Genomic DNA, 26,776 nt, shown 5'->3' with positions numbered 1-26,776 from the left:
CGTAAGTGCTTGCAACGCAGGCCTGCATGCCATGCGGTTTTGTTACGCTTGCCAGTTCCTTTGGAGGGGATCGCGTGAAAGCCAAGAACTGGATGTTTGCCGCCGGCCTGTCGCTGGCCACCATGGGTGCGGCCCATGCCCTGCAGATCACGAGCCTGTCCCCCCAGGGCGAGGTCGCGCGGGTGCGCCAGGTGGTCGCCAAGTTCGATGCGGCCGCCGTCAATTTCGGCGATCCCAAGGCGCCCGCGCCGCTCACCCTGAGCTGCAGCGATGCCGCCGCCACCAAGGGCACCGGTCGCTGGACGGGCGAGAAGGAGTGGGTCTTCGACTTCGAGAACGACCTGCCCCCCGGCGTGCGCTGCACCGCCGCCGTCAAGGCGGGCTTCAAGTCGGCCACCGGCACGGCGCTGACCGGGCCCACCAGCTTCCAGTTCAACACCGGCGGCCCCTTCGTGCAGAACATGCGCCCCGGCACCTACCAGGAGATCGACGAGGAACAGGTCTTCGTGCTGCAGCTCAACGGTCCGGCGACGCTGGAGAGCGTCCAGGCCAACACCTGGTGCTCGCTCGAAGGGGTGGGCGAGAAAGTCCCCGTGCGCCTGGTTGAAGGCAGCCAGCGCGCAGAGATCCTCCAATCCCTGGGCCTGGACAAGCGCGCTGCCCAGCAGCCGCTGCAGTACGTGAGCCTTGCCTGCAACCGGCGCCTGACTTCTGGCTCGCGCATGCAGTTCGTCTTTGGCAAGGGTGTGGCCACGCCAAGCGGCGTGGCCAATGCGGTCGAAAAGCGCTTTGCCTACAAGGTGCGCGAACCCTTCTCGGCCGAATTCAACTGCGAGCGCGAGAACGCGCAGGCCGCCTGCCTGCCGATCCGCCCGATGAGCCTGTCCTTCAATGCACCGCTGTCGCGCAAGCTGGCGGCCGGCATCCGCCTGAAATCGGGCAAGGAAACCTTGAAGCCGCAGCTCGAAGGCGGTGCGGACGAGGACAAGAACCCCGATTCCGTGGTCACCAGCCTGCAGTTCACGGCCCCGCTGGTCGAGAACACGCAGTTCACGATCGAGCTGCCCAAGGATTTCAAGGACGCCTCGGGCCGCACGCTGCGCAATGCCGACAGCTTCCCGCTCAAGGTGGCCACGGGCGGCATGCCGCCGCTGGCCAAGTTCGCAGCCGCGCCCTTTGGCATTGTCGAGCGCTTCGCCGAAGGCCCCGAGGGCCCGGCACTGCTGCCCGTCACGCTGCGCAATGTGGAAGCCGCCCTCAAGGTGCAAGGCCTGCAGGCGGGCAGCGGCACACCCGCGGCACCCGCCGGCAAGGTGAGCACCCTGCGCCCGACCAGCGACTCGGACATCATCGCCTGGTTCCGCAAGGTCAAGCGCTACGACAACTACAACGTCGACCGCAAGGAAGCGCGCCGCGACACCAAGGGCCCGTTGCCCAAGGTGATCGACAACGAGCGCGACTACGTGCAGTCGCGCATGGTCTCGCTGCTCGGCGGGCAGAACGGCGTGAAGACGCTGGACCTGCCCAAGCCCGCGAGCAACGACCCGCGCCCCTTCGAGGTGGTGGGCATCCCGCTCACGCCCGGCTTCCACGTGGTGGAGATCGCCTCGCAAAGGCTCGGCAGCTCGCTGCTCGACGAGCGCCATGGCGACGCCCGCACCATGTACGTGCGCACCTCGGCGCTGGTGACCAACCTGGGCGTGCATTTCAAGCTCGGCCGCGAGAATGCGCTGGCCTGGGTGACCAGCCTGGACAAGGGCCAGCCCGTGGCCGGCGCCACCGTGCGCGTGTCCGACTGCACCGGCCGTGAGCTGGCCACCGGCACCACCAATGCGCAGGGCGTGGCCAGCCTCGAAGGACTGTCCTCAGAGCCGGAAATGTGCGGCGAGGAGGGCGAGCGCGCCTACTTCGTCAGCGCGCGCAGCAAGGGCGCCGACGGCGTGGAGGACATGGCCTTCACCTGGACCGACTGGCAGCGCGGAATCGAGCCCTGGCGCTTCAACGTGCCCACCAGCAGCGAACCCAGCCCCGACGAACGCGCCCACACCATCTTCGACCGCACCCTGTTCCGGGCGGGCGAAACGGTGTCGATGAAGCACCTGCTGCGCACCGAGACGCGCAAGGGCTTCGACATCCCCGAAAGCCGTCCCGCCACGCTGGTGATCACCCACATGGGGAGCGGCCAGCAGTACACCCAGCCCCTGGCCTGGCGCAGCACGGCCACGGGCGGCTTCAGCGCACAAAGCAGCTTTGCCGTGCCGCCTGCGGCCAAGCTGGGCATGTACTCGGTGGAGTTGCGCAATGCCGGAGGCGGCGAGCGCAGCTTCAGCTCGGGCCAGTTCCGCGTGGAGGAGTTCCGCCTGCCGGTGCTGGAGGGGCGCATCACGCCGACCGACAAGAAGGCCCTGGTGCGCGTGCGCTCCGTGCCCACCGACGTGCAGATCAACTACGTGGCCGGCGGCGGTGCGGCCAACCTGCCGGTGCGTGTGTCGGCCATGGTGCGCAGCAAGTCCCTGCAGTACAACGACTATGACGCCTTCAGCTTCAACCCGCCGCGCAAGCGCGGCCAGTCGAGCAACGGCAACAGCGACGATGAAGAGGCCGCCGCCAGCCAGGACAGCCGTGTCATCGCCGACAAGCTGGCCGTGACGCTGGACCGCAACGGCGCCGGCAAGGTGACCATCGACAACGTGCCGCAGGGGCGCCAGCCCCAGGACCTGGTGATGGAGGCGACCTACGCCGACCCCAATGGCGAAGTGCAGACGCTGCGCAGCACGCAGACCGTGTGGCCTGCGGGCGTGGTCGCCGGCATCAAGACCGAGGGCTGGGTCTCGGCCCAGCAGAAGATCCGTTTCCAGGCGTTGGCGCTGCAGCACAACGGCACGGCGGCGGCCGACGTTCCCCTGCAGGTCAAGGCCATGGCGCGCATCACCACCACCACGCGCAAGCGCATGGTGGGCGGCTTCTACAGCTACGACAACCAGACCGAGACCAAGGACCTGGGCACCGTCTGCAGCGGCAAGAGCGACAGCCGCGGCCTGCTGCTGTGCGAATCCAAGCTCGACGAGGCCGGCGAGGTGGAACTGGTGGCGATTGCCAGCGACCGCGACGGCAACACCAGCGAGGCCGCGTCCTCGGTCTGGGTCACGCGCCAGGGCGAGCTGTGGTTCGGTGGCGAGGACCACGACCGCATCGACCTGCTGCCCGAGAAGAAGAGCTACCAGCCGGGCGACACCGCCAAGTTCCAGGTGCGCATGCCGTTCCGCTTTGCCACCGCGCTGGTGGCCGTGGAGCGCGAAGGCATCATCGACACCCGCGTGGTGCAGCTCAATGGGCAGGATCCGACCATCGAGCTCAAGATCGAGGAGGGCTGGGGACCCAACGTCTATGTGAGCGTGCTGGCCCTGCGCGGACGCCTGCGCGACGTGCCCTGGTACAGTTTCTTCACCTGGGGCTTCAAGTCGCCACGCGAGTGGTGGAACTCGTTCTGGTACGAGGGCAAGGAATACCAGGCCCCCACGGCCATGGTGGACCTGTCCAAGCCGGCCTTCCGCCTGGGCCTGGCCGAGATCCGCGTGGGCAGCAAGGCGCACCAGATCGACGTGAAGGTCGTGGCCGACAAGGAAAGCTATGCCGTGCGCGGCAAGGCGCAGGTCACCATCACCGCCACCTTGCCCAACGGCAAGCCTGCCGCCAATGCCGAGGTGGCGCTGGCCGCGGTGGACCAGGCGCTGCTGGAGCTGATGCCCAACACCAGCTGGAACCTGCTCGAATCCATGCTGCAGCGGCGCAGCTGGGGCGTGCAGACCTCCACCGCACAGATGGAAATCATCGGCCGGCGCCACTACGGCAAGAAGGCGGTGCCCGCGGGCGGCGGCGGCGGCCGTGCGCAGACGCGTGAGCTGCTCGAAACCCTGCTGCTGTGGGAGCCCGCGCTCAAGCTCGACGCCAATGGCCAGGCCAAGGTGACGGTGCCGCTGAACGACGCACTCACCACCTTCAAGATCGTCGCCGTGGCCGATGCCTCGGTGGGCCTGTTCGGCACCGGCAGCACCAGCATCCGCGCCACGCAGGACCTGCAGATCATCAGCGGCCTGCCGCCGCTTGTGCGCGAGGACGACCAGTTCCGCGCCCAGCTCACGCTGCGCAACACCACCAAGGCGGCGATGAAGGTCGAGGTGTCGCCGCGCGCCACGCTGCTGGACGTGAAGCCCCAGACTGTCGATATCCCCGCCGGCGAGTCGCGCGAGGTGGCCTGGAACGTGACGGCACCGGCGCAGCTGGCGCAGACCCGCGCCGAAGCCATCCTCTGGGAGATCGATGCCAAGGACACCGTGAGTGGCGCGCGCGATGCGCTCAAGGCGCGCCAGCGCATCATCCCGGCCATACCGCTCACGGTGCAGCAGGCCACGCTGGTGCAGGTCGACGGCAGCTTCAACCTCGACGTGAACCCGCCGGCCGATGCACTGCCCGGCCGCGGCGGCCTGAAAATGTCGCTGCAGCCCAAGCTGGCCGAAGGCCTGCCCGGCGTGCGCGACTGGTGGGCCAACTACCCCTTCATCTGCCTGGAGCAAAAGACCAGCAAGGCCGTGGGCATGCGCGACGGCAGGCTCTGGCAGACGGTGGTGGCGCAGTTGCCGACCTACCTGGACAGCGATGGCCTGGCCAACTACTTCCCGCCGCGCGACGGCGACGCCAACCGCGGCAGCGACACGCTCACGGCCTACCTGCTGGCAGCCACGCATGAAGCGTCCAGCATCGACCCGGCCTTCGCGCTGCCCGACGATGCGCGCGCGCCCATGGAGCGGGGCCTGATCGCCTTCATCGAAGGCCGCATCCAGCGCGAGTTCTGGAGCCCACGCAAGGACCTGGACATGCGCAAGCTGGCCGCCATCGAGGCCCTGTCGCGCTACGGCAAGGCCCAGGGCCGCATGGTCAGCAGCATCACCGTGGCGCCGAACCAGTGGCCCACGCACTCGGTGATCGACTGGGTCAACGTGCTGCGCCGCGTGGCCGACGTGCCCGAGCGCGACAAGCGCCTGGCCGAGGCCATGCAGGTGCTGCGCAGCCGCCTGTCCTTCCAGGGCACCAAGCTGATCTTCAGCACCGAGCAGGACGACTACTGGTGGTGGCTGATGCAGAACGGCGACGTCAACACCGCGCGCCTGATGCTGGCCGTGATGGACGACCCGACCTGGAAGGACGACATGGGCCGCCTGGCCAACGGCTTCATCAGCCGCCAGCAGGGCGGCGCCTGGCACACCACCACGGCCAACCTCTGGGGCGGCCTGGCCCTCGAAAAGTTCTCGGCCAAGTTTGAGGCCACGCCGGTCGCCGGCAGCACCAAGGCCAGCATGGGTACGGGCAGCGCCAGCGTGGACTGGGCCAAGGTCGAGCGCATCAAGACCTCTGACGCCAGCGGCGCGGCGCACCAGACCACCTGGTTCGGCGCACCGGCGGCGCCCGGCAACCTGCGCAACAACAGCATGTTCCTGCCCTGGGCGGCCGCGGGCGGCAAGGAGAGCCTGGCGGTGGCCCACCAGGGCACGGGCAAGCCCTGGCTCACGCTGCAATCGGTGGCGGCCATCCAGCTCAAGGCACCGTTCGCTGCCGGCTACGCCATCAAGAAGACCATCACCCCGGTGGAGCAGGCCAACAAGTCGCTGCCCGCCGGCCAGTACACGCGCGGCGACGTGCTGCGCGTGACGCTGGAGGTCAACGCCAGTGCCGACATGACCTGGGTCGCCATCACCGACCCGGTGCCCGGTGGCGCCACCATCCTGGGCAGCGGCCTGGGCCGCGATTCCGAGATCGCCACCCAGGGCGAAAAGCGCAGCGGCAGCGGCTGGCCGGCGTTCGAGGAGCGCAGCTTCGAGTCCTTCCGCAGCTACTACCAGTACCTGCCCAAGGGCACGGTGAAGATGGAGTACACCGTGCGGCTGAACAACGTGGGCGACTTCGCGCTGCCCCCAAGCCGCGTGGAAGCCATGTACGCGCCCGAAATGTTCGGCGAGTTCCCCAACGCCCGCGTGAAGGTCGAGGCCGCCAAGTGACACCGCGTACCGCAGCATCGCCCCGGAGGCACCGGCCATGAACGCCAGCGTCTTCGTGGAGCTGCGGTTCTGGGTGCTGGTGGTCTTCTCGCTGGTGCTGCCTGCCGGCATCTATGCGGCGCTGCTGCGCACCCGCGCCATCTCGCGCCTGGCGGTACTGGGCTTTGGCATTGCGCTGGTGTTGATTGCGGGCGTCGATGTCTACCTGCTGCAAAGCATGGCGGCCCTGGCCCGGCACACGCCCTCGCTGGCCGACGATTCGGTGTTCGCATCGGAGGTGTCGATCGCGCTCTATGTGCTGCCGGCCGTCTTCGGCGGCATCGGCGTGAACCTCATCTCGCATGTGCTGCTGCACCACCTGACCGAGGCCGAGAAACGCTTCGAGCGGGAGCATCCCGGTGGCTGATCGAGCCCTTTGGTGGCGCCGTCTGGCGTTGGCCTTGGCGGCCGCAGCGGTGCTGCCCGCCCATGCCATCCCCAGCTTCACCGAGGTGCGCCAGGATTTCAGGCCCTCCGACACCCTCGTCCTCTCGCAGGAGGGCGAGGTCGTGCAGCGCCTGCGCACCGATGCCACAGTGCGCCGCGGCCAGTGGGTGCCGCTGGCCGACATCTCGCCCGCGCTGCGTGCGGCCCTGGTGCTCAGCGAAGACAAGCGCTTCTACGAACACAGCGGGGTGGACTGGCGCGCGGCCTCGGCGGCGGCCTGGGGCAACCTGTGGAACCAGCGCACGCGCGGCGCCAGCACCATCACCATGCAGCTGGCCGGCCTGCTCGACGGCGACTGGCGCCAGGGCCCGGGGGGGCGCACGGTGGTGCAAAAGCTCGGCCAGACCGTGGCGGCCCAGGTGCTGGACCGCCGCTGGCGCAAGGACCAGGTGCTGGAGGCCTACCTCAACCTGGTGCCGTTTCGCAGTGAGCTGGTGGGCATCGATGCGTTGAGCCGCACCCTGTTCGGCAAGGCCGCCCACGGGCTCGATGACCGCGAGGCCGCCGTGGCCGCCGCCCTGGTGCGCGCGCCCAATGCCCGCCCGGCCCTGGTGTCGCAGCGGGCCTGCGGCGTGCTGCGCGACCTGCAGCAGCGCCCCGGCCAGGTGGCGGCGCGCGTGGACTGCGATGCGCTGGACCTGTTCGTCACCGCCGCCCTGCAGCGCCGGGCGTTCGATGCCAGCGAGGGCATTGCGCCGCACTTTGCCCGCTACCTGCTGCGCCAGCAGCAGGCCGTGCCGGGCGCAGCCCCCGTGCCCGAACGGGTGGCCAGCACCCTGCGGGCGCCGCTGCAGCGCTTTGCCGTGCAGACGCTGGCCCAGCACCTGCGCGAGCTGCAGGGCCGCAACGTCGAAGACGGCGCGGTGCTGGTGCTGGACAACGCCACGGGCGCCGTGCTCGCCTGGGTCGGCTCGTCGGGCCAGCTCAGCCAGGCCGGCGAGGTCGATGGCGTGCAGGCCCTGCGGCAGCCGGGCTCCACGCTCAAGCCCTTCCTGTATGCCCAGGCGATTGCCGAGCGGCGGCTCACGGCCGCATCGCTGGTGGACGATTCGCCGGCCCACATCGCCACGGCCGGTGGCCTGTACATCCCGCAGAACTACGACCGCCAGTTCAAGGGCTGGGTCTCGGCGCGCACCGCGCTGGCGGCCTCGCTCAACGTGCCGGCCGTGCGCACCCTGGTCATGGTCACGCCCGATGCCTTCCACCGCCAGCTCGGCGCCCTGGGCCTGCCGCTGCGCGAGAGCGGCGACTACTTCGGCTACAGCCTGGCCCTGGGCAGCCCCGAGGTGCCGCTGCTGCACCTGACGAATGCCTTTCGCAGCCTGGCCAACGGCGGCCACCGCGGGCCGGTGCGGGTGTGGCCGGGCCAGCCGGGCGCAGCGCCGGTGCGCGCCATCGATGGCGGCGCGGCCTTCATCGTGGGCGACATCCTGTCCGACGGCAATGCGCGCTCGCGCACCTTCGGCACCGACAGCGTGCTCGCCACGCGCTTCTGGTCGGCCGTGAAGACCGGCACCAGCAAGGACATGCGCGACAACTGGGCCGTGGGCTGGTCCGAGCGCTACACCGTGGGGGTGTGGGTCGGCAACGCCAGCGGCGCTGCCATGCACGACGTGAGCGGCACCAGTGGCGCGGCGCCCATCTGGGCGTCGGTGATGGGCTTTCTGCATGCGCGCGAGCCCAGCCGGGCGCCCGCCGCGCCCAAGGGGCTGGTGCGCCAGGCCGTGCAGTTCGGCGCCCTGCAGGCGGCGCAGGAGGGGGCGACACCGCTGCCGCTGGAAGCGGCGCGCGAGGAATGGTTCGTTCCCGGCACCCAGCAGGCGCGCTTTGCCATCGACACCGGGCCGGCGGACGACGCCGTGGCTGCGAAGCGCGGTGCCAGGCCCTTGCGGGGCGCACCCGCCGCAGTGCAGGCTGCCGACGAACCACCCTCGGCGCGGATCCTGGCCCCGGTGCCGGGCACCATCATCGCGCTCGACCCCGACATTCCCCCCGAGCGCCAGCGCCTGCAGTTCGTGGCCAGCGGCGGCCGCGACCTGCGCTGGCGCATCGACGGGCGCGAGCAGGGGCGCGGTGCGCGCTGGGCCTGGCCGCCCTGGCCCGGGCGCCACCAGCTGGAACTGGTGGACGCGCGCGGCAAGGTGCATGACACGCTGCCGTTCGAAGTGCGGGGGGCGGGTGTGCGGGCGGCCGGCGGCAGTCCGCCAGCGCGCCGATAAATGCCGCAAAAGCCCTGCCTTTTCGCGCTATGCCTGGCATAGAGGCGGCGTTACACTGTGTTGCAAATAACCGGGTCTGCATGACGCCTGCCCCGCAACGCACGCCTGTCCATGCACTTTTCCCGCCAGTTTTTCTCCCACAGGCTGATCTGGCTGGCCCTGCTGGTGTCCCTGGGCATTGGTGTGCTGTTCGCCCGCACCATCTGGACCATGCGGGAGGACAGCTGGGACTACGCCAGCCGCACCAATGCCAACCTGGCCAGCACGCTGGAGCGCAGCATTGGCGACTCGATCCGCTCGCTCGATGAATCGCTCAAGGGCGTGGTGGCGGGGCTGGAGCGCCCCGAGGTGATGGCTCTGTCGCCCGAGATCCGCAGCGGCGTGCTGTTCGACAGCTCCCTGCAGGTGCCGGGCTCGGGGGCGGTGCTGGTGGCCGATGCCAGGGGCAAGGTGGTGCTGCACTCCTCCACGCTGACCCCGCACGAGGCCAATTTCGCCGACCGCGACTACTTCCTTGCGCTCTCGAAGGACCCGGAGCAGGGCCTGCATGTGGGCCGCCCCGTGCCTTCGCGCATGAGCGGGCTCGCCATCCTCCCGCTGACACGGGCCTACCACCACCCTGACGGGTCCTTTGCCGGCGTGGTGGTGGGGGCCATCCGCCTGAGCTACTTCGACGGGCTCTTCGGCTCGCTGGACCTGGGGGCCGGCAGCAGCGTGACCCTGTACCGCATGGATGGCGTGCCGATCTCGCGCTTTCCCCGCGCCGAGGACGACACCTATGCCAGCATCGCCGGCACGCAGGCCCTGGCCCGGCTGCAGGCGGCCCCCGTGGGCAGCTACACCGCCGACCCTGTGGGCAGCGGTGGTGTGCGCCACCTCCAGGCCTGGAGGCATGTGGGCAGCTACCCCCTGGTCGTGGACGTGGCGCAGTCCGGCGATACCGTGCTGGCCAAGTGGTACCGCAGTGCCTGGGTGCTCGGGGTGTTCTCGGCGTTGCTGATGGCGGGGTGCGTGGGGTTGGCCACGCTGTTCGTGCGCGAACTGCTGCGCCGCCAGGCCGTGAGTGCCGAGTTGCGCGTGGCCGAGCGTGATCGGCAGACCATCCTCGACAACCTGCCGTCACTCGTGAGCTACTGGGATGCAGACCTGAACAACCGCTTTGCCAACAGCGCTTACGACAGCTGGTTCGGCGTATCCGCCGACCAGCTGCGCGGCATGCATTGCAGCGACCTGCTGGGCCCTGCCCAGTACGCCCTGTGCGAGCCCTTCGTGCGCAGCGCGCTGCGCGGAGAGCGCCAGCTCTTCGAATGCACCCTGGCCGACAAGGCCGGGGCGCTGCGCCATGCCCTGGTTTCCTATGTGCCCGACGTGGACGGGGGGACCGTGCGCGGTGTCTTCTCGCAGACCATCGACATCACCGACCGCAAGCGCATGGAGGAGCAGCTGTTCGAGGAGAAGGAGCGCATCCGCCTGACGCTGCAGGCGATCGGGGATGCCGTGATCTGCACCGATGCGCAGGGCCGCATCACCTACCTCAACCCGGTGGCCGAGCGCTTGACGGGCTGGCAGGCCTTCGACGCCGCGGGCAGCCGCGTCGAGGCCGTGGTCCGGCTGCAGGAGCCGGACACGGACCGGCCCCTGCCCGGCGCGCTGCACAGCGCCATCAACGGCCATCCGCCCGAGGCACCGGTGCGTGGCGTGGTGCGGCACCGCACGTCGGGGCAGCGCTTTGACGTCGAGGAGACCGCCAGCACCATCACCGATCGGCATGGCACGGTGACCGGTGCCGTGGCGGTGCTGCGTGACGTCACCGAGGCCGTGGCCATGCAGGCGCGCATGGCCCACCTGGCCCAGTATGACGCGCTGACCGACCTGCCCAACCGCCTGCTGCTGCAGGACCGTGCCCAACTGGCCGTCGCCCATGCACGGCGCGATGGCCGTTGCCTGGCCGTGATGTACCTGGATCTGGACGGCTTCAAGGCCGTCAACGACCGGCTGGGGCACGACATGGGTGACCGGCTGCTGGTGCAGTTCGCGCAGCGCCTCAAGGCCGCCGTGCGCGGCTCGGACACCGTGTGCCGCCAGGGCGGCGACGAATTCGTGGTGCTGCTGCCGGGCCTGGACGACGCGGAGGGCGCCTGCAGCGTGGCGCGCAAGATGCTGGCCGGCGCGGCCAACCCCTTCGAGCTGGGTGGCGAGGCGCTGCGCATCGGCCTGAGCGGCGGCATCGCCGTGTTTCCCGAGCATGGCACGACCTTCGAGGAACTCACGCAGCACGCCGATGCCGCCATGTACGCCGCCAAGCGCGGCGGCCGCCTGCAGTTCATGCTGTCCGCAGGCCCCGGGGCCGAGCCACGGGTGATCAGGCCGCCGGTGACCGGGCCGGGTTAGCACGCGGCAGGTGTGCCGGGCCCTGCCCAGCGCGGCGGGCGGCATGCGTCTATGCTCGCCGGTTCTGCCCGCTTTTTTCTCGCCTCCCATGCATGCGCTCGCCCCGGTGTTGTTCGTCCTGATCTGGTCCACGGGCTTTCTTGCGGGGCGGGGCGTGGCCAGCCATGCCGACCCGTTCTGGTTTTTGGCGCTGCGCTTCGCCTGCGTGGCCGCCGCCTTCATCGCGGCGGCGATCTGGGTGCGGGCCGCCTGGCCCAAGGGGTGGCGTCGCGTCGCCATGCACCTGCTGGCCGGCGCGCTCATGAGCGGGCTGTACCTGGGGCCCAGCTGGTGGGCCATGTCGCAGGGGCTGGCAGCGGGCATCATGTCGCTCATCGGCGCGCTGCAGCCGCTGTTCACGGCGCTGCTGGCCGTGGCGGTACTGGGCAAGCGCCTGTCGGGAACCACCTGGACCGGTCTGGCGCTGGGCTTTGGCGGCGTGGGCATGGTGCTGCTGCCGCGCCTGCAGGCGGCCGACTCCAGTGCACTGTCGCTGCCCGTGGTGCTGGTCGCGGCGGGCAGCATCTTCTCGCTGACCATCGGCTCCATGGTGCAGAAATCGCCCCTGGCTGCGGGCGACGACCTGCGCAGCGCCAGCGCCGTGCAGAACATCGGCGCCGTGGCCGTGCTGCTGGCCATGGCGTTCACCGTGGGCCAGCCGTACTGGGACAACTCGGCCGCGCTCTGGGGCTACCTGGCGTTCTCGGTGCTGGTGCTGTCCATCGGTGGCGCCACGCTGCTCATCTGGCTCATGCGCCAGGGCGAGGCCACGCGCACCACAGCCCTGCTGCTCGCCGTGCCACCGCTGTCGGCGCTGCAGGCCTGGTTCATCTTCGGCGAGACGCTCTCGGCCACCCAGCTCGTGGGCTTCGTCGTGGCCATCGCCGGGGTGGCGCTGGCGCGCCGCTGATCGCCCATGCAAAAATTTCAACGGCCGCACAAAAGCCTTCATGCCGCCCGCGCCGCGGCGGGGCTACGATGCGCTGCATCCATAACAAGGGGACCCCGTGCCTGACCTGTCGAAAATCACCTGCATCGAAGACCTGCGCGTGGTCGCCCAGCGCCGCGTGCCGCGCATGTTCTATGACTACGCCGATTCGGGCTCGTACACCGAGGGCACCTACCGCGCCAACACAGCCGAGTTCCAGTCCATCAAGCTGCGCCAGCGCGTGGCCGTCAACATGGAGGGCCGCAGCACCCGCACCACCATGCTTGGCCAGGACGTGGCCATGCCCGTGGCGATTGCGCCCACCGGCCTCACGGGCATGCAGCATGCCGACGGCGAGATCCTGGGCGCGCGTGCGGCCAAGGCCTTCGGCATTCCGTTCACGCTGTCGACCATGAGCATCTGCTCGCTAGAGGACATCGCCGAGAACACCGGCCGCCACCCCTTCTGGTTCCAGGTCTACGTGATGCGCGACCGCGACTTCATCGAGCGCCTGATCGACCGCGCCAAGGCCGCCAACTGCTCGGCGCTGCAGCTCACCCTGGACCTGCAGATCCTGGGCCAGCGCCACAAGGACATCAAGAACGGCCTGTCCACCCCGCCCAAGCCCACCCTGCGCAACCTCATCAACCTGGCCACCAAGCCGCAGTGGTGCATGGGCATGCTGGGCACCAAGCGCCGCAGCTTCGGCAACATCGTCGGCCATGCCAAGGGCGTGGGCGACCTGTCGTCGCTGTCGTCGTGGACGGCCGAGCAGTTCGACCCACAGCTCAACTGGGGCGACGTGGAGTGGATCAAGAAGCGCTGGGGCGGCAAGCTGGTGCTCAAGGGCATCATGGACGCCGAGGACGCGCGCCTGGCCGTGGACAGCGGGGCCGATGCGCTCATCGTGAGCAACCACGGCGGGCGCCAGCTCGACGGCGCACCCTCGTCCATCGCCGCACTGCCGGGCATCGCCCAGGCCGTGGGCAAGGACATCGAAGTCTGGATGGACGGCGGCATCCGCAGCGGGCAGGATGTGCTCAAGGCCCGCGCGCTGGGCGCGCAGGGCACGTTGATCGGGCGCAGTTTCCTCTACGGCCTGGGTGCGTTCGGCGAGGCCGGCGTGACCCGCGCGCTGCAGATCATCCAGAAGGAACTGGACATCACCATGGCCTTCTGCGGCCATACCAACATCAATAACGTGGACCGCTCAATCCTGCTACCCGGCACCTACCCGGTGTAGGCATCCAGCCAGGTAGCGCGGGCCTTCTCCAGCCTGTATGGCCGCCGTGCCCTTTGGAGTGGTCTGGGCGCCACGGCAGGGCGTTATAACCCATCGATGACTCTTTCATGGATGGCCTGGGCCTGGATTCCCCTTACCCTCTGGGCCGCGCTCGCGCAGACGGCGCGCAACGCCGCACAGCGCTCCGTCACGGCCGAATTGGGCACGCTGGCGGCCACGCTGGTGCGCTTTCTCTACGGGCTGCCGCTGGCCTCGGCCTGGGTGGCGGGCCTGACCTTCGTCGGCACCGGCTACGGCGTTCCCCACTTTTCGCTGCCTTATGCCGCCTGGCTGGCCATGGGTGCGCTCACGCAGGTGGGGGCCACGGCCTTCCTGCTGCTGGCGATGAAGGAGCGCAACTTCGTGCTCGCCGTGGCCTATTCCAAGACCGAGGTGCTGCAGGTCGCGCTGTTCTCGGCCGTGCTGCTGCAGGAACTGCCCGGCTCGCTGGCTTTTGGCGCCATGGCCGTGGCCACCGTGGGCGTGGTGCTGCTCTCGCTGCCGGCCGGCGGCTGGCGCGCGCTGCGCGCAGGGGCGGGCGGCAGCCGCAAGCTGGTGGTCTACGGCCTGGCCTCGGGGGCGTGCTTTGCGCTCGCCAGCGTGGGTTTTCGCGGGGCGTCGCTGGCGCTGGGCGAGGGCGTGGCACCCTGGGTGGCCGGCGCCTGGGGCGTGTTCTGGGCGCAGCTGCTGCAGACCCTGGTGCTGGGCGGCTGGCTGCTGGCGCGCCAGCCCGGCGTGGCCGGTGCGATTGCGCGTGCCTGGCGGCTGTCGGTGGTGGCGGGCTCCATGGGCGCGCTGGCCTCCATCGCCTGGTTCACGGCCTATGCCATGCGCCCGGCGTCCGACGTGCGCACGCTGGGGCTGGTGGAGGTGCTGTTCAGTTACCTGGTGTCGCGCCGCATGTTCCGCGAAAGCCTGTCGCGCACCGAAGGCATCGGCCTGGCGCTGGTGCTGGCGGGGCTGGTGGGCATCTGCGCGCAGTGGTAGCAGGGCGCCGTATCAGGGGGCAGGCGCGGCCGTCAGTCGCCTGAGCGTGGCCAGGTAGGCCACCACGTCTTCGCGCTCCTGCGCATCATCCAGGCGGTAGTCCATGGCCTGGCCGGGGATCAGCGCCTCGGGGTCGGTCAGCCAGGCCTTGAGCGTGGCCCGGGTCCACAGCAGCTTGCTGCCCTGCAGGGCCGGTGAATACGCATAGTCCTTGAGGGCGCCTGCCCGGCGGCCAAGCACGCCGCGGTGCGCCGGGCCCTCGCGGTGCGCGTCCACGCTGTGGCAGCCTGCGCAATGCTCCTGGTACACGGCGCGCCCGCGTTCCACCGATTGCGCGGATGCGACGGTGCCCATGAAACCCAGCATGCAGGTGGCCAACACCGCCAATGCCCGCATCACATCACGCCCCATCCTGACAGTCCTGGCTGGAGATGCCTGGTGAAAAGGGGGCAGGGAAGTCCGGTGGGGTGTGGTCGTTCATGGGGCCTGGCAGGGTCGGATGGGGGGAGCGCGGGCAGTACCCTGGTGGCGCCGCTCGTGCCTTGTGCGACCTATACGCAGCCGGCCAGCCATTGGATGCAGGCACGGACGCAGCCGCACGGAGGCGGTTTTAAAGGTTGCGCCCCTGCATCCAGATGCGGGTATGTGGCGTATTCACAGCAGACCCCCTGGAACTTCCACCGTGATTTCTGGCCCATCCCACACAATCGGCGCATGAGCACCCTCACCCCAGACAGTGAACTGATGTACCTCCTCGACCGCATTGCCGCGCAGGACGACTCCGCGCTGAAAGCCTTGTACGAGAGCACCTCGTCCAAGCTGTTCGGCCTGGCGCTGCGCATTGTGCGCCACCGCGACGTGGCCGAGGACGTGCTGCAGGAGGCCTTCCTGAGCATCTGGCGCGGGGCCGGCAACTACCGCGCGTCGCTGAGCCCGCCCATGGCCTGGATGGGGCTGATCGTGCGCAGCCGGGCCCTGGACGCGCTGCGCAAGCGCAGCTCCGAGCGCAGCGACCTCACCAACGAATTCGACGACGAAATGGCGCAGACCCTGGAGGGCGATTCGCCCAACCCCATGGACGTGACCCAGGCCAGCGAGCAGGCCTTTGCGCTGCACCAGTGCCTGGGCAAGCTCGAACACAAGCAGCGCGAGGTGGTGAGCCTGGCCTACCTGCGCGACCAGAGCCACAGCGAACTGGCCGAGCAGCTGCAACTGCCCCTGGGCACCGTGAAAAGCTGGATCCGGCGCGGCCTGGAGCAGTTGCGCCAGTGCATGGCGCGCTATATCTGAGGGGGCACCATGAACATCACCCAACACCCCGAACTGCTCGATCGCCTGGCTGCCAGCTACGCGCTGGGCACGCTGCGCGGCGGCGCACGCCGCCGCTTCGAGACCCTGGCCCGCGAACATGCGGCCGTGCGGGCGGCCGCCCTGGTGTGGCAGACCCACTGGTCGGGCTTGGCCGAACTGCAGGAGCTGGCCCAGCCCGATGCGGCCGTCTGGAAACGCATCGACAACCTGGTGCAGGCCGACCGGCAGGCCCAGGCCATGCAGGCCGCGCGCCTGGCCGGTCAGGAGCCGGCCTTGCCTGGAGCTACCGGGCCCGGTGGCTGGCTGCGCAGCCTGCTGCTGTGGCGGGGCGCTGCGGCAGCGGGGGCCCTTGCCACGCTGGTGGCGGTGGTGGTTGGGGTGCAGGTCAACGGTGGGCTGCGCGCCAGCAGCGGCGCCCAGATCGCCGAGCTGCGCCAGCAGCTGCAGGCTGCACCGCAGATCCAGTACGTGGCCGTGCTGGCCGACGACAAGGCGGCTGCCTCCATGCTGGTGACTTTTGACCCCAAGAACAACCAGCTCGTGCTGCAGCGCGTGGGCGGCTTCCAGGAAGGGGCGGACAAGTCGCTGCAGCTGTGGGCGCTGCCACCAGCGGGTGGCCCGCGCTCGCTGGGTGTGCTGGGCCAGGAAAAGCTGCTCAACCTGACGGCCGGCGAAGCCGACATGCGCCAGGTGCCGGCCCTGGCCATCAGCCTGGAGCCGCGCGGAGGCGTGCCCAGCGCGGGCGGCCCCACGGGGCCTGTGCTGTTCAAGGGCGAGCTGATCCAGCGCATGCTCTGAAACCGCGCCTGTCCGTTCGGAGGCGGAAAAAATATCTGTGGTTTTTGAATCCGTGGCGCACCCGTTTGCGTAAGTAGGGTGCAACATCCTCTTACATTGCTTTCGTACTGGAGCCCCCGATGAACCACAGGCGTCCTTTCACCGTGTTCGCGGCCTTGGCCATGGCGGCCGGGCTGGCCCATGCCGATACCGGCAAGCTGCTGCTCACCGGTGGCGTCAACACCATTGCCGGCTCGGCCGGCGGGGGGCTCACGCCCTGGGCCGTGATCGGCAGCAATGCCACCGAGGGTGAGGTCGGTTTCAGCGGCTATGCCACGCGGGCCCGCACACAGGACTACGGCCTCACCGGCTACGGCGTGGCCGTGGGCCTGTTCGACCGCGCCGAGCTGTCGCTGGCACGGCAGGACTTCGATGCCTCGCCGGCGCTGGCGCTCAACGGCATCGCGGCGTTTGGCGTCACGCCGGGCCAGCACATCAAGACGGACGTGGTGGGGCTCAAGGTCAAGGTCGCCGGCGATGCCGTGCTCGACGCCGACAGCTTCATGCCCCAGATCGCCGTGGGCATCGAGCACAAGCGCGCGCACCCCGGCTCCATCCAGTCGGTCTACAACTTCCTGGGCGTGAAGGACAGCGGCACCGATGTGTACGTGAGCGCCACCAAGCTCTTTCTGGCGCAAAGCCTGCTGGTCAATGCCACGCTGCGCTCCACCAACGCCAACCAGAACGGCCTGCTGGGATTTGGCTCGGCGGCGCCCGGCAAGAACGGCCGCAGCCTGCAGCCCGAGTTCTCGGTGGCCTACCTGCTCAGCAAGAACCTGGCAGTGGGTGCCGAATACCGCTTCAAGCCCAACAACCTGCAGGCCCTGGGCGCTGCCGCGGGGCTGGGTGCAGGGCTGCGCGAGGACGACTGGAAGGACCTCTTCGTGGCCTGGGCGCCGAGCAAGCACCTCTCGCTCACGCTGGCCTACGTGGACCTGGGCCGTATCGTGCCCGGCGTGACCCAGGGCCGCCGCCAGACAGGCTACTACCTGTCGGCACAGGCCGCTTTCTGACCCCCGGCACCTTTGGAGACAGCCCATGAAAAAGACCTTGATGGCCTTTGGCCTCGCCTGTGCCTGCCTGCTGGCGGTGCCCGCCCTGGCCCAATCCGCAGCCCCTGCCGGCCTGTACCAGGCGCTGGGCGAGAAGCCCGGTATCGACCGCCTGGTGGACGATTTCGTGAACCGTGCCGTGAAGGACCCGCGCATCGGCGCCCACTTCAAGGACGTCAAGCCCGCTGCGCTCAAGGAGAGCCTGGCCGACCAGTTCTGCCAGCTCAGCGGCGGGCCTTGCAAATACGAAGGCGCCGATATGAAATCGGCCCATGCCGACATGCAGATCAACAAGGGCCACTTCCATGCGCTCGTCGAGGTGCTGCAAAGCGCCATGGATGCGCAGGGCATTCCCTTCGCCCAGCAGAACCGCCTGCTGGCCCTGCTGGCCCCCATGCACCGCGACGTGATCACCGTTCACTGACTTCAGAGAGGGAACCCTGCCCATGCAACACACACTCATCGCCATCGCCGCCGGTATCGCTGCCGGCTCCCTTGCCATGGCGGCCCACGCCGGCAATGTCCAGATCCAGGTTCTGGACAAGGACGGCAAGCCCGTTCCGGATGCCGTGGTGGTGGTCTACCCGCCCGCGGGCGGCGCTGCGGCGCCCACCCTGGTGGCGCCCAGCCCCGTGATCGAGCAGGAAAAGATGCGTTTCGTGCCTGCCGTGACGGTGGTGGTGCCGGGCACCACGGTGCGCTTCACCAACCAGGACCGCTGGGACCACCATGTGCGCGGCAATGCCGCCACGCCCGCTGCCAGCGCGGCGCCTGGTGCTGGCGGTTTCGAGTTGCGGCTGGCCGGCAAGGCCGATGGCAAGCCCTCGAATTTTGCCGACGTGAAGCTCGACACCGCCGGGGTGGTGCTGCTCGGCTGCCACCTGCACGGCTCCATGCGCGGCCATGTGTTCGTGACCGATTCGGCCTGGACCCTCAAGACCGACGACAACGGTATTGCCCGCTTCGCCAGCGTGCCCGAGGGCGCGGCCCAGGTGCGCGTGTGGCATGCCGAGCAACTGGTGGATTTGCCGCGCAAGGCGGTGCAGGTGCTGGCCACGCCGGTGCTCGACACGGTGCAACTGAGCGTGGTGCCGCGCGTGCGCCGTGCGCCGCCGCCCTCCACCGCACCTGGCGGCCCCATGGGCTCGTACAGCCAGGCGCAGCCGCTCCAGCAGCACGCGCACTGACGGGGCCGGGAGCGGGTTGCCTCACCGGTTCAGGGCGACCTCGGCCGCAGGGGCGGGGGGCATGCTGCCATCGGCAGGCAGGGCCTGCAGGTAGGCATACAGGGCACGCGCATCCACGTCGCTGAGCTGGCCCAGCGATTCGAAGGGCATGACCTGGATCGGCGTGCCATCGGGCCGCTTGCCATTGCGCAGCATGGCCACGAAGCTCTCTGCAGTCGGGTAGCGCGCCATGGAGCTGCCCTTGCCGGGGCGGATGTCGGCGGCGGCAGGCCAGTCCGGCGGGCCGCCGGGGATCTTGCCGCCCGCCAGGCTGGCGCCGTGGCAGCCGATGCACATATTGGCCACGTACTGGCCGTTGGCCACCGTCACGCCCGCGGGCACGGGGCGCGAGGGGGCCAACTGGTGGTCGATGCGTGCGGCCGCGTCGGGGATCATGCCCAGGCCGTACAGCACCCAGGCCGGACGCGGCAGCTCGATGGCGGCGGGCGTGCCCTCCTTGGCAGGCAGTTGGCGGATGTAGGAGACCAGGGCGTTCAGGTCGTCGTTGGTCAGGCGGTTGTAGTCTTCACTGGGCATCACCAGCAGGGGGCGGCCATTGGGCTTGACGCCGTGGCGGATGGCGCTGTTCCAGTCCTCGGGCTGGTAGCGCGCCACCACGCCGGCCGCCGTGATGTTGGGGCCGGCCAGCCGGGTACCCTTGCCATCGTTGACGAACTCGCGGCCCGTGCCCTCGGCGCCATGGCAGTCGGTGCAGCCGCGCGAGCTGAACAGGTAGCGCCCGCGCTCGATGGTCTGCGCCTCGGTCGTGTAGGCCACGGGGCGCGGCTTGATGTCGATGTAGCGGTTGCGCTTTTGCTCGGCCAGGTACAGGCCGGTGGCCGCGGTGGCGGCGACCAGCACGCCCAGTGCCAGGGCGCTGCCGGCGGTCCATTTCATCCAGCGTTTCATGGTGGGAAAACCTTGTAGGAATGTCTTCGGAATCTCGATGGAGCGGATTCTGAAGTCCTGCAGGCCATTTGGCGTACTGCGCGCGCCAGGCGCGGGCGGCCCCGGTGATATATGTCACGGATAGCCTGCCCGCGCGGCCCACCAGGTCGCCGCGGGGCAGTCCATCCCCTGCCGCCAAGGCCGATCAGCGTTCGATGGTCTTGTTCCAGCGCGCGTTCCAGGCGGGGCGGCTGGCGTTCACCGCATCCCAGTCCAGCGTCACGGCGTTCTTCATCCACTGGCTGATCTGGGCCACCTGGGCGGCGCCCTCGCCCACGGCCGGGGCCTTGGGGTTGGTGGGGATCTGTGCGCCGAACTGCAGCACGTTGGCCTGGGCCAGCGGGCTCAGCAGGAACTCGGCGAGCTTTTGCGCCAGCTCGGGCTCGCTGTTGTTGGCGATCACGCACTGGCCCACCATGAGCACCACCGAGCCTTCCTTGGGCTGGGCGTACTCTACCGGGATGCCCCGGGTCTTGAGCGCGGCCACGGCCGTGGGCGTGAGCGGGAACATCGCGGCCTCGCCGGTCTGCACCATCTCGGAGATCTTGGCCGAGCTCGGGATGTACTCGAGCACGTTCGGGCCGATGGTCTTGCCCCAGTTGTTGAAGCCGGGCTCCACGTTTTTGTCATTGCCACCCTGGATGCGGTTGAACATCAGGAAGCCATGCAGCCCGAAGGACGACGACGGCATGGACTGGAACACCACCTTGCCCTTGTACTTGGGGTCGGCGAAGTCCATCCACGAGGTCGGTGGCGCCCAGCCCTTCTCGGTGAACATCTTGGTGTTGTAGGCAATGCCCGTCATGCCCAGGCTCACGCCGCTGGCCAGGTCGTCCTTGAAGCGGGCGGCCGGGTAGATCTCGGCGAGGTGCGGGTTGGGCCGCTGCTTCTGGCACAGCCCCATGCCCATGGCGCGCACCATGATGCCGTCATCGAGGAACATGACGTGCATCTGCGGCTTGTCCTTGTTGGCCTGCGCCTTGGCCAGGATGTCCGAGGAGGTGCCCGGCACCACCACCACCTTGGCGCCATGCAGCTTCTCGAAGGCCGGGAAGACGTACTGCGTGTACGCCTTCTCCATGGTGCCGCCGTTCATGCCGATGTAGATCGTTTTTGTCTGGGCACCGGCCATGCCGCTGGCGGCCAGCGTCGCCGCCGCGGCTGCCGTCAGCAGCGCGCGGCGCGCAAAAGAGGTCTGGCGAGAAGAGGTCATGGGTCTTTCCTTTCAGGGTGTTGGAAGGGTAGCGGTCAGGGGATCGAAACTCAATGGGCAGCCGCCGCCGCCGGGGTGCTTGCGGGGGAAAAGCGCTCGATGGCAAAGGCGTCGGTGGGCGTGCTGCTGCGGCCGTCGCGGGCCAGGTCGGCCAGCACCTCGCCGGCTGCCGGGCCGATCTGAAAGCCCGCCCCCGCAAAGCCGAAGCCGTGCAGCAGGCCCGGCGTGGTGCCGCTCTTGCCGAGCACAGGCTGGCGGTCGGGCAGGTAGCCCTCGGTGCCGCTCCAGGTGCGGATGAAATGCGCGTGCTTGAGCACCGGCAGCAGCTCGATGGCCTGCACGGCCAGTGCCGCAATGGCGCTGCGCTCCGAGCGTGCGCGGTCGGCATCCAGGCCCAAGCCCGAACCGCCGCCCAGCACCAGGTTGCCGCGTGCCACCTGGCGGCAGTAGATGCTGCCGCCTTCCACACCCAGGCTCCAGTGCATGAAGAAGGGCAGGGGCTCGGTCACGGCCATGGCCGGGTGGCCCGACTGCAGCGGCACGGCCTCGCCGAACTGGGTGGCCAGCGGGCCCGACCAGGCGCCTGCACAGTTGATGAGCACGGGCGCACGCACGGTGAGCGCCGTGCCCGAGCGCAGGGTGAACTGCCGGCCGTCATGCTCCACCTCGGTCAATGGCGTGCGCTCGAAGATATGGGCACCCGCGCGCCGGGCGGCCAGGGCGAACGCGGGGGACACCAGGCGCGGGTTGGCCTGGCCGTCCTCCAGGCACAGCGATCCGCCCACGGCCTTGCCACCGAGCCAGGGGCAGCGCTCGCGCAGCCGCTGGCCCGAGAGCAGCTCGATGCCGAGCCCGAAGTCGCGGCTCATGGCCTCGTAGCGCTCCAGCGCAGCCAGGTCCTCCTCGCTGCGCGCGATCTTGAAATGGCCGGTGCGCTGGTATTCGCCATCGGTGCCCAGCAGTGCGGGCAGGTTGCCCCAGATTTCGTGCGCCCGCTGCGCCAGCGGCAACTGGCTCAAGGGGCGGCCCTGGCGGCGCACGCCGCCGTAGTTCACGCCGCTGGAGCGCGAGCCGCACAGGTCGCGCTCAAGCAGCACCACGTCCACGCCGCGCCGGCGCAGCGCCAGTGCTGCCGAGGCGCCCACGATGCCGCCGCCGACGATGGCCACGTCGGTGTCCATCCGGCGCGGGTGGCTGGTCAGGTGGGGTGCGGCGGCGCTCATGCAGCGGCTCCGGTGTTCTGGCCGGCGGCCTGCAGGTGGATGGGAATCGGCTTGATCGGCGCCTGGCCACGCAGCCGGCCCACCAACTCCACCGGCTTGCCGGTGGCGTGGGCCAGGATCTCCGCCGCCGCCACGCCGCAGCTGCGGCCCTGGCAGCGGCCCATGCCCACGCGGGTCAGCGCCTTCAGGCGGTTCATCTCGTCGGCGCCGGCCTCGCGCACGGTCTCGCGCAACTGGCCCGCGGTGACGTTCTCGCAGCGGCACACCACCAGCCCGTCGGGTGCCTGCGCGGCCCAGTCGGTGGGGAAGGGAAAGGCCCGTTCCAGCCCTTCGCGAAAGCGCACCAGGCGGGCGAGCCTGCCTTCGAGTTCCTGGGCGCGGGCGGCATCCACGGACACCCCCTGGTCGGCCAGCAAGGCCAGGGCGGCACGCTCGCCGGCCCACTCGGCCGCATCGGCGCCCATGATGCCCGCGCCATCGCCGGCCAGGTAGACACCCGCCACGCTGGTGCGCCCTGCGGCATCGCGCTCGGGCAGGTGGGCGCGGTTCAGGGGCGCCCAGGCAAAGCGGCAGCCCAGCAGGTCGGGCAGCTGCGTTTCGGGGCGCAGGGCGTAGCCCATGCCCACGGCGTCGCAGGCCAGGGTGTGTTCGCGCGTGCCGTCGCTCCACACCACGCCATCCACGCGTTCGTCACCCAGCACGCGCACTGGGCGCACGCCGGTATGGATGGGCACGCCATGCGCGCGCAGCCAGCCCACGTAATACACGCCCTTGGCGAACACCGCCGGCTGGCTCAGCATGGCCGGCATGGCGGCCACCTGGTCGGCCAGGCGCGCGGTGTCGAGCACGGCCGCCACGGGGGTGCCGGCGCGTGCGTACTGGTAGGCCACCAGGTACAGCAGCGGCCCGGTGCCCATCAGCACCACCCGGCTGCCGATGGTGCAGCCCTGGAACTTGAGCGCCACCTGCGCGCCGCCCAGGCTGTACACGCCAGGCAGGGTCCAGCCCGGCACGGGCAGCACCCGGTCGGCCGCGCCGCTGGCCACGATGAGCTGGCGGTAGGGCACGGTGCGCGTGGTCTGCGTGGGGCCGTGCAGCACGTCGAGCAAACCGCCCTGGGCGTTCCAGACCAGGCTGTCGGGGTGGTAGTCGATCTGGTCCGCGATCCCATCGAGCGCGGCATGCACGGCCGTGGCGCGCGCGGCCTCGGTGCCGTACAGGGCCGAGGCCGGGCGCTGGAAGTGCGCGGGCGGGCGCCGGTAGATCTGGCCGCCGCCGCGCGCCGCTTCGTCGAGCAGCACGGGGCGCACGCCGTGGGCCGCCAGGGTCTGCGCGGCGCGTATGCCGGCGGGGCCTGCGCCCACGATCACGGCCTGCAGGGGGGTAGCGCTCATGCCGCGCCTTCCCCGGTGCGCAGGGCCATGCCCGGCGCGATGAAGGTGGCGCAGGCGCGCAGGCGCTCGCCGCTGTCGGTCTGCACCCAGCAGTCCTGGCAGGCGCCCATCATGCAGAAGCCGGCGCGCGGCTCGTGGCTGAACTCGTTGTGGCGCAGCCGCGCCTGCAAGGTGAGGATGGCGGTGAGCACGGTGTCGCCTTCGAGTGCGCTGGCCGGCTGGCCATCGAGCACGAAGGGCACGGCCTTGCGCGCGGTCTCGGCCACGCGGCGCAGCAGCGGCAAGGCGGGGGAGGTCGTCGTGGCCATGGGCTTACTTGCGCCCCACCAGCACGCGGTCCAGGCCGTAGACGCGGTCCAGCAGCACCATGGCAAAGGCCGTCACGGCCACCATCAGGGCCGACACGGCGGCCATCAGCGGGTCGATGGACTCGGTGGCATACATGTACATGCGCACCGGCAGCGTCACCGTGCTCGGCGAGGTGACGAAGATCGACATGGTCACCTCGTCGAAGCTGTTGATGAAGGCCAGCATCCACCCGCCCGTGACGCCCGGCAGGATCATCGGCAGCGTGATGCGCGTGAACACCGTGGCCTGGCTGGCACCGAGCGACAGCGCCGCATGTTCGGCGCTGCGGTCGAACCCGACGAGGGCCGCCACCACCAGGCGCAGCGTGTAGGGCGTGACGATGAGCGCATGCGCCAGCACCAGCCAGCCGAAGCTGCCCGTGCCGCCCACCAGCGCGAACAGGCGCAGCAGCGCCACGCCCAGCACCAGGTGCGGAATGATCAGCGGTGACAGGAACAGGCCGTTGAGAAAACCGCGTCCCGGGAAGTCGTAGCGCGTGATGGCAATGCCCGCGGGCACGGCCAGCACCGTGGCCAGCGTGGCCGATGCCAGTGCCAGCCACAGGCTGTTCCAGAACGACTGCACGAAGTCCGAGTGCTCGAACACCGCCCTGAACCAGCGCAGCGAGAACTCGGTGGTCGGCAGGGTCAGTGTGTTTTCGGGCGTGAAGGCCACCACACACACGACCACCAGGGGCGCGAGCATGAAGGCGATGACGAGGGCGTTGAACGCCAGGGCAAGGGGGCCGTTCTTGTGCATGGTCAGGATTCCCGCCGGGCCGCCCCAAGGGAGGCCACGCCCCCCTCGGGGGGCAGCGAATACACGAAGTGATGGAGCGTGGGGGTTGTCATGTCTAGCCCAGGGATTTTTTGTAGCGGCCTTCGACCAGCCGGTTGTAGCTGAGCATCACCACCAGGTTGGCCACCAGCAGGGTCAGGGCCACGGCCGCGCCCAGGGGCCAGTTCAGCTCGTGCAGGTACTCGTCGTAGACCACGGTGGCCACCATCTTCAGGCGCCGGCCACCCAGCAGGCCGGGGATGGCGAACGAGCTGGCCGCCAGCCCGAACACGATCAGGCTGCCCGAGAGGATGCCCGGCAGCACCTGCGGCAGCACGATGCGGCGCAGCGTGGTGAACGGCGATGCCTTGAGCGACAGCGCGGCGTTCTGCACCCCGGGGTCGAGCTTTTGCAGCGAGGTCCACACGGGGATGACCATGAAGGGCAGCATCACATGCACCAGGGCGATGACTACGGCGATCTCGGTGTAGAGCATCTTCACCGGGCCGATGCCGATGAGTTTGAGCGTGCCGTTGACCAGGCCCTCGGGCCCGAGCAGCATGCTCCAGCCGAAGGCCCGCACCACCACCGACACCAGCAGCGGCGCCAGCACCACCAGCAGCAGCACCGAGCGCCAGGGGTTGCCCATGCGGCTCAGGATGTAGGCCTCGGGCGCGCCGATGAGCACGCAGATCAGTGTCACCAGGGCCGAGATCCAGAAGGTGCGCCAGAAGATCGCGTGGTAGTACGAATCGGTGAACACGTGGGCGTAGTGCTCCAGCGTGAACACACCGGCCTTCACGCCCGTGGCCGGGTCGAAGGCGTTGAACGACAGCACGGCCGTGAGCGCCAGCGGCACCAGCAGCAGGGCGGTGAACAGCAGCAGTGCCGGGCCCGAGAGCCACCAGGGCACGGCCCTTCGGCTGGCGCCGCTCATGGGGCCACCTCGGCCTCGGGTTCGGCCATGGCGGTCTCGTCGGCCGGCAGCAGGCGCATGCAGTGGTCAGGCCAGTCCACACCGGTGCGATCACCCTCGTTGAGCGCGTTGCGACCATCATTGGGTACCAGCACCATCAGGTCGCCCACGGGCGTGGCCACACGGTACAGCCACTGGCTGCCCAGGAAGAAGCGCTCGCCCACCTCGCCGTCGAGCCGGCCCTGCACGGCGGGCACCAGCTGCAGCTTCTCGGGGCGCACGCTGAGCAGCACGGCAGCGCCGGGCCGAAACTCCGGGCCCTCGACCTGCACGGCCAGCGAACCCACGGCCACATGGGTGCGCGCCGCACCGCTGGCCGTGACCTTGCCGGGCAGCAGGTTGGCCTTGCCCACGAAGGTGGAGATGAAACGCGTGCGCGGGTGCTCGTACACGCGGTGCGGGTGGTCGATCTGCGTGGCGCGGCCGGCCTCCATCACCACCACGCGGTCGCTGATGGACATGGCCTCGCTCTGGTCGTGCGTGACCATCACCGTGGTCGTGCCCACCTTGCGCTGGATCTGGCGCAGCTCGAACTGCATCTCCTCGCGCAGCTTGGCATCAAGGTTGGACAGGGGTTCGTCGAGCAGCAGCACCGGCGGCTCGATCACCAGCGCGCGTGCCAGCGCCACGCGCTGGCGCTGGCCGCCCGAGAGTTCGCGCGGGTAGCGCGTGGCGTGGGCTTCCAGATGGACCAGGCCCAGGGCCTGGGCCACGCGCTCCTTGCGCTCGGCCTTGGGCATCTTGCGCATCTCCAGGCCGAAGCTCACGTTGTCGGCCACCGTCATGTGCGGGAACAGGGCATAGCTCTGGAACACGATACCGAGGCCGCGCGTGTTGGCCTTGGCGTGCGTGATGTCGCGGCCATCGAGCTCGATGCGGCCACTGGTCACCGCCTCGAAGCCCGCGACCATCTGCAAGGTGGTGGTCTTGCCGCAGCCCGATGGGCCCAGCAGCGATACGAACTCGCCTTTTTCCACCGAGAGGTTCATGGCCTGCACCGCGCAGGTGCTGCCATAGAACTTGGTCACGTCAGTGAGTTGAAGGAAGGACATGCACGGGCCTTTCTGGTCGCTGTTTCATCGCGGT

21 protein-coding genes are annotated in these 26,776 nt (G+C 69.6%); 12 read left to right on the top strand and 9 right to left on the bottom strand.

Annotated elements, in window-relative coordinates; genetic code table 11:
• Window positions 1-92: 92 nt before the first annotated feature.
• From AC0IZS_RS01790 to AC0IZS_RS01760, 7 genes are all read left to right on the top strand, one after another.
• Complete coding sequence (locus AC0IZS_RS01790; RefSeq protein ID WP_471639451.1) at window positions 93-6,053, top strand: alpha-2-macroglobulin family protein; 5,961 nt, start codon at window positions 93-95, stop codon at window positions 6,051-6,053.
• Between the two features lie 37 nt (window positions 6,054-6,090).
• Window positions 6,091-6,459, top strand: a complete 369-nt coding sequence (locus AC0IZS_RS01785; RefSeq protein ID WP_471634077.1) for a hypothetical protein — start codon at window positions 6,091-6,093, stop codon at window positions 6,457-6,459.
• Complete coding sequence (pbpC, locus tag AC0IZS_RS01780) at window positions 6,452-8,758, top strand: penicillin-binding protein 1C (protein WP_471634076.1); 2,307 nt, start codon at window positions 6,452-6,454, stop codon at window positions 8,756-8,758. The genes AC0IZS_RS01785 and pbpC overlap by 8 nt, the downstream gene beginning before the upstream one ends.
• 111 nt (window positions 8,759-8,869) lie before the next feature.
• On the top strand, window positions 8,870-11,149 hold the full coding sequence (locus AC0IZS_RS01775; protein WP_471634075.1) for a bifunctional diguanylate cyclase/phosphodiesterase: 2,280 nt from the start codon (window positions 8,870-8,872) through the stop codon (window positions 11,147-11,149).
• A gap of 88 nt (window positions 11,150-11,237) precedes the next feature.
• Complete coding sequence (locus tag AC0IZS_RS01770; protein ID WP_471634074.1) at window positions 11,238-12,098, top strand: DMT family transporter; 861 nt, start codon at window positions 11,238-11,240, stop codon at window positions 12,096-12,098.
• A gap of 97 nt (window positions 12,099-12,195) precedes the next feature.
• Window positions 12,196-13,359, top strand: a complete 1,164-nt coding sequence (locus AC0IZS_RS01765; protein ID WP_471634073.1) for an alpha-hydroxy acid oxidase — start codon at window positions 12,196-12,198, stop codon at window positions 13,357-13,359.
• A gap of 96 nt (window positions 13,360-13,455) precedes the next feature.
• Window positions 13,456-14,385 (top strand): EamA/RhaT family transporter, encoded by a 930-nt coding sequence (locus tag AC0IZS_RS01760; RefSeq protein WP_471634072.1) that lies wholly within the window; start codon window positions 13,456-13,458, stop codon window positions 14,383-14,385.
• Between the two features lie 12 nt (window positions 14,386-14,397).
• Here AC0IZS_RS01760 and AC0IZS_RS01755 read toward each other — a convergent pair whose 3' ends face one another.
• The gene (locus tag AC0IZS_RS01755) at window positions 14,398-14,739 is read right to left on the bottom strand and encodes a c-type cytochrome (RefSeq protein ID WP_471634071.1); all 342 of its coding nucleotides are present in this window, start codon (window positions 14,737-14,739) and stop codon (window positions 14,398-14,400) included.
• 360 nt (window positions 14,740-15,099) lie between these two features.
• Between AC0IZS_RS01755 and AC0IZS_RS01750 the strand changes: the two genes are divergently transcribed.
• The 5 genes from AC0IZS_RS01750 (at window position 15,100) to AC0IZS_RS01730 (ending at window position 18,772) form a co-directional block, all read left to right on the top strand.
• Window positions 15,100-15,675, top strand: a complete 576-nt coding sequence (locus AC0IZS_RS01750) for an RNA polymerase sigma factor (protein WP_057202064.1) — start codon at window positions 15,100-15,102, stop codon at window positions 15,673-15,675.
• 9 nt (window positions 15,676-15,684) lie between these two features.
• Window positions 15,685-16,494: an anti-sigma factor gene (locus tag AC0IZS_RS01745; protein ID WP_471634070.1), complete on the top strand. Its 810-nt coding sequence runs from the start codon at window positions 15,685-15,687 to the stop codon at window positions 16,492-16,494.
• Window positions 16,495-16,613: 119 nt separating this feature from the next.
• Entirely contained in the window at window positions 16,614-17,546 is a 933-nt protein-coding gene (locus tag AC0IZS_RS01740; protein WP_471634069.1) for a DUF3034 family protein, read from the top strand.
• 25 nt (window positions 17,547-17,571) lie between these two features.
• Window positions 17,572-18,009, top strand: coding sequence for a group I truncated hemoglobin (locus tag AC0IZS_RS01735; RefSeq protein WP_471634068.1), 438 nt, complete (start codon window positions 17,572-17,574; stop codon window positions 18,007-18,009).
• A 22-nt stretch (window positions 18,010-18,031) separates the two neighbouring features.
• Entirely contained in the window at window positions 18,032-18,772 is a 741-nt protein-coding gene (locus AC0IZS_RS01730) for a cupredoxin domain-containing protein (RefSeq protein WP_471634067.1), read from the top strand.
• Window positions 18,773-18,793: 21 nt separating this feature from the next.
• On the opposite strand, the gene AC0IZS_RS01725 is transcribed toward AC0IZS_RS01730, so the two are convergent.
• From AC0IZS_RS01725 to AC0IZS_RS01690, 8 genes are all read right to left on the bottom strand, one after another.
• Window positions 18,794-19,720 carry a c-type cytochrome gene (locus AC0IZS_RS01725; RefSeq protein ID WP_471634066.1) on the bottom strand — a complete coding sequence of 309 codons (927 nt, stop codon included), beginning with the start codon at window positions 19,718-19,720 and terminating at the stop codon, window positions 18,794-18,796.
• A 184-nt stretch (window positions 19,721-19,904) separates the two neighbouring features.
• On the bottom strand, window positions 19,905-20,972 hold the full coding sequence (locus tag AC0IZS_RS01720) for an ABC transporter substrate-binding protein (RefSeq protein WP_471634065.1): 1,068 nt from the start codon (window positions 20,970-20,972) through the stop codon (window positions 19,905-19,907).
• 50 nt (window positions 20,973-21,022) lie between these two features.
• Window positions 21,023-22,195: an NAD(P)/FAD-dependent oxidoreductase gene (locus AC0IZS_RS01715; RefSeq protein WP_471634064.1), complete on the bottom strand. Its 1,173-nt coding sequence runs from the start codon at window positions 22,193-22,195 to the stop codon at window positions 21,023-21,025.
• Window positions 22,192-23,589 (bottom strand): FAD-dependent oxidoreductase, encoded by a 1,398-nt coding sequence (locus AC0IZS_RS01710; RefSeq protein WP_471634063.1) that lies wholly within the window; start codon window positions 23,587-23,589, stop codon window positions 22,192-22,194. The genes AC0IZS_RS01715 and AC0IZS_RS01710 overlap by 4 nt, the downstream gene beginning before the upstream one ends.
• Window positions 23,586-23,897, bottom strand: a complete 312-nt coding sequence (locus AC0IZS_RS01705; RefSeq protein ID WP_471634062.1) for a (2Fe-2S)-binding protein — start codon at window positions 23,895-23,897, stop codon at window positions 23,586-23,588. The genes AC0IZS_RS01710 and AC0IZS_RS01705 overlap by 4 nt, the downstream gene beginning before the upstream one ends.
• 4 nt (window positions 23,898-23,901) lie before the next feature.
• Window positions 23,902-24,696 carry an ABC transporter permease gene (locus AC0IZS_RS01700; RefSeq protein WP_471634061.1) on the bottom strand — a complete coding sequence of 265 codons (795 nt, stop codon included), beginning with the start codon at window positions 24,694-24,696 and terminating at the stop codon, window positions 23,902-23,904.
• Between the two features lie 94 nt (window positions 24,697-24,790).
• Window positions 24,791-25,651 (bottom strand): ABC transporter permease, encoded by an 861-nt coding sequence (locus AC0IZS_RS01695; RefSeq protein ID WP_471634060.1) that lies wholly within the window; start codon window positions 25,649-25,651, stop codon window positions 24,791-24,793.
• Window positions 25,648-26,742 (bottom strand): ABC transporter ATP-binding protein, encoded by a 1,095-nt coding sequence (locus tag AC0IZS_RS01690; RefSeq protein ID WP_471634059.1) that lies wholly within the window; start codon window positions 26,740-26,742, stop codon window positions 25,648-25,650. The genes AC0IZS_RS01695 and AC0IZS_RS01690 overlap by 4 nt, the downstream gene beginning before the upstream one ends.
• Window positions 26,743-26,776 lie beyond the last annotated feature (34 nt).

The organism is Acidovorax sp. AC410 (assembly GCF_979253235.1).
This window is presented reverse-complemented; position numbering and strand designations above follow the sequence as displayed.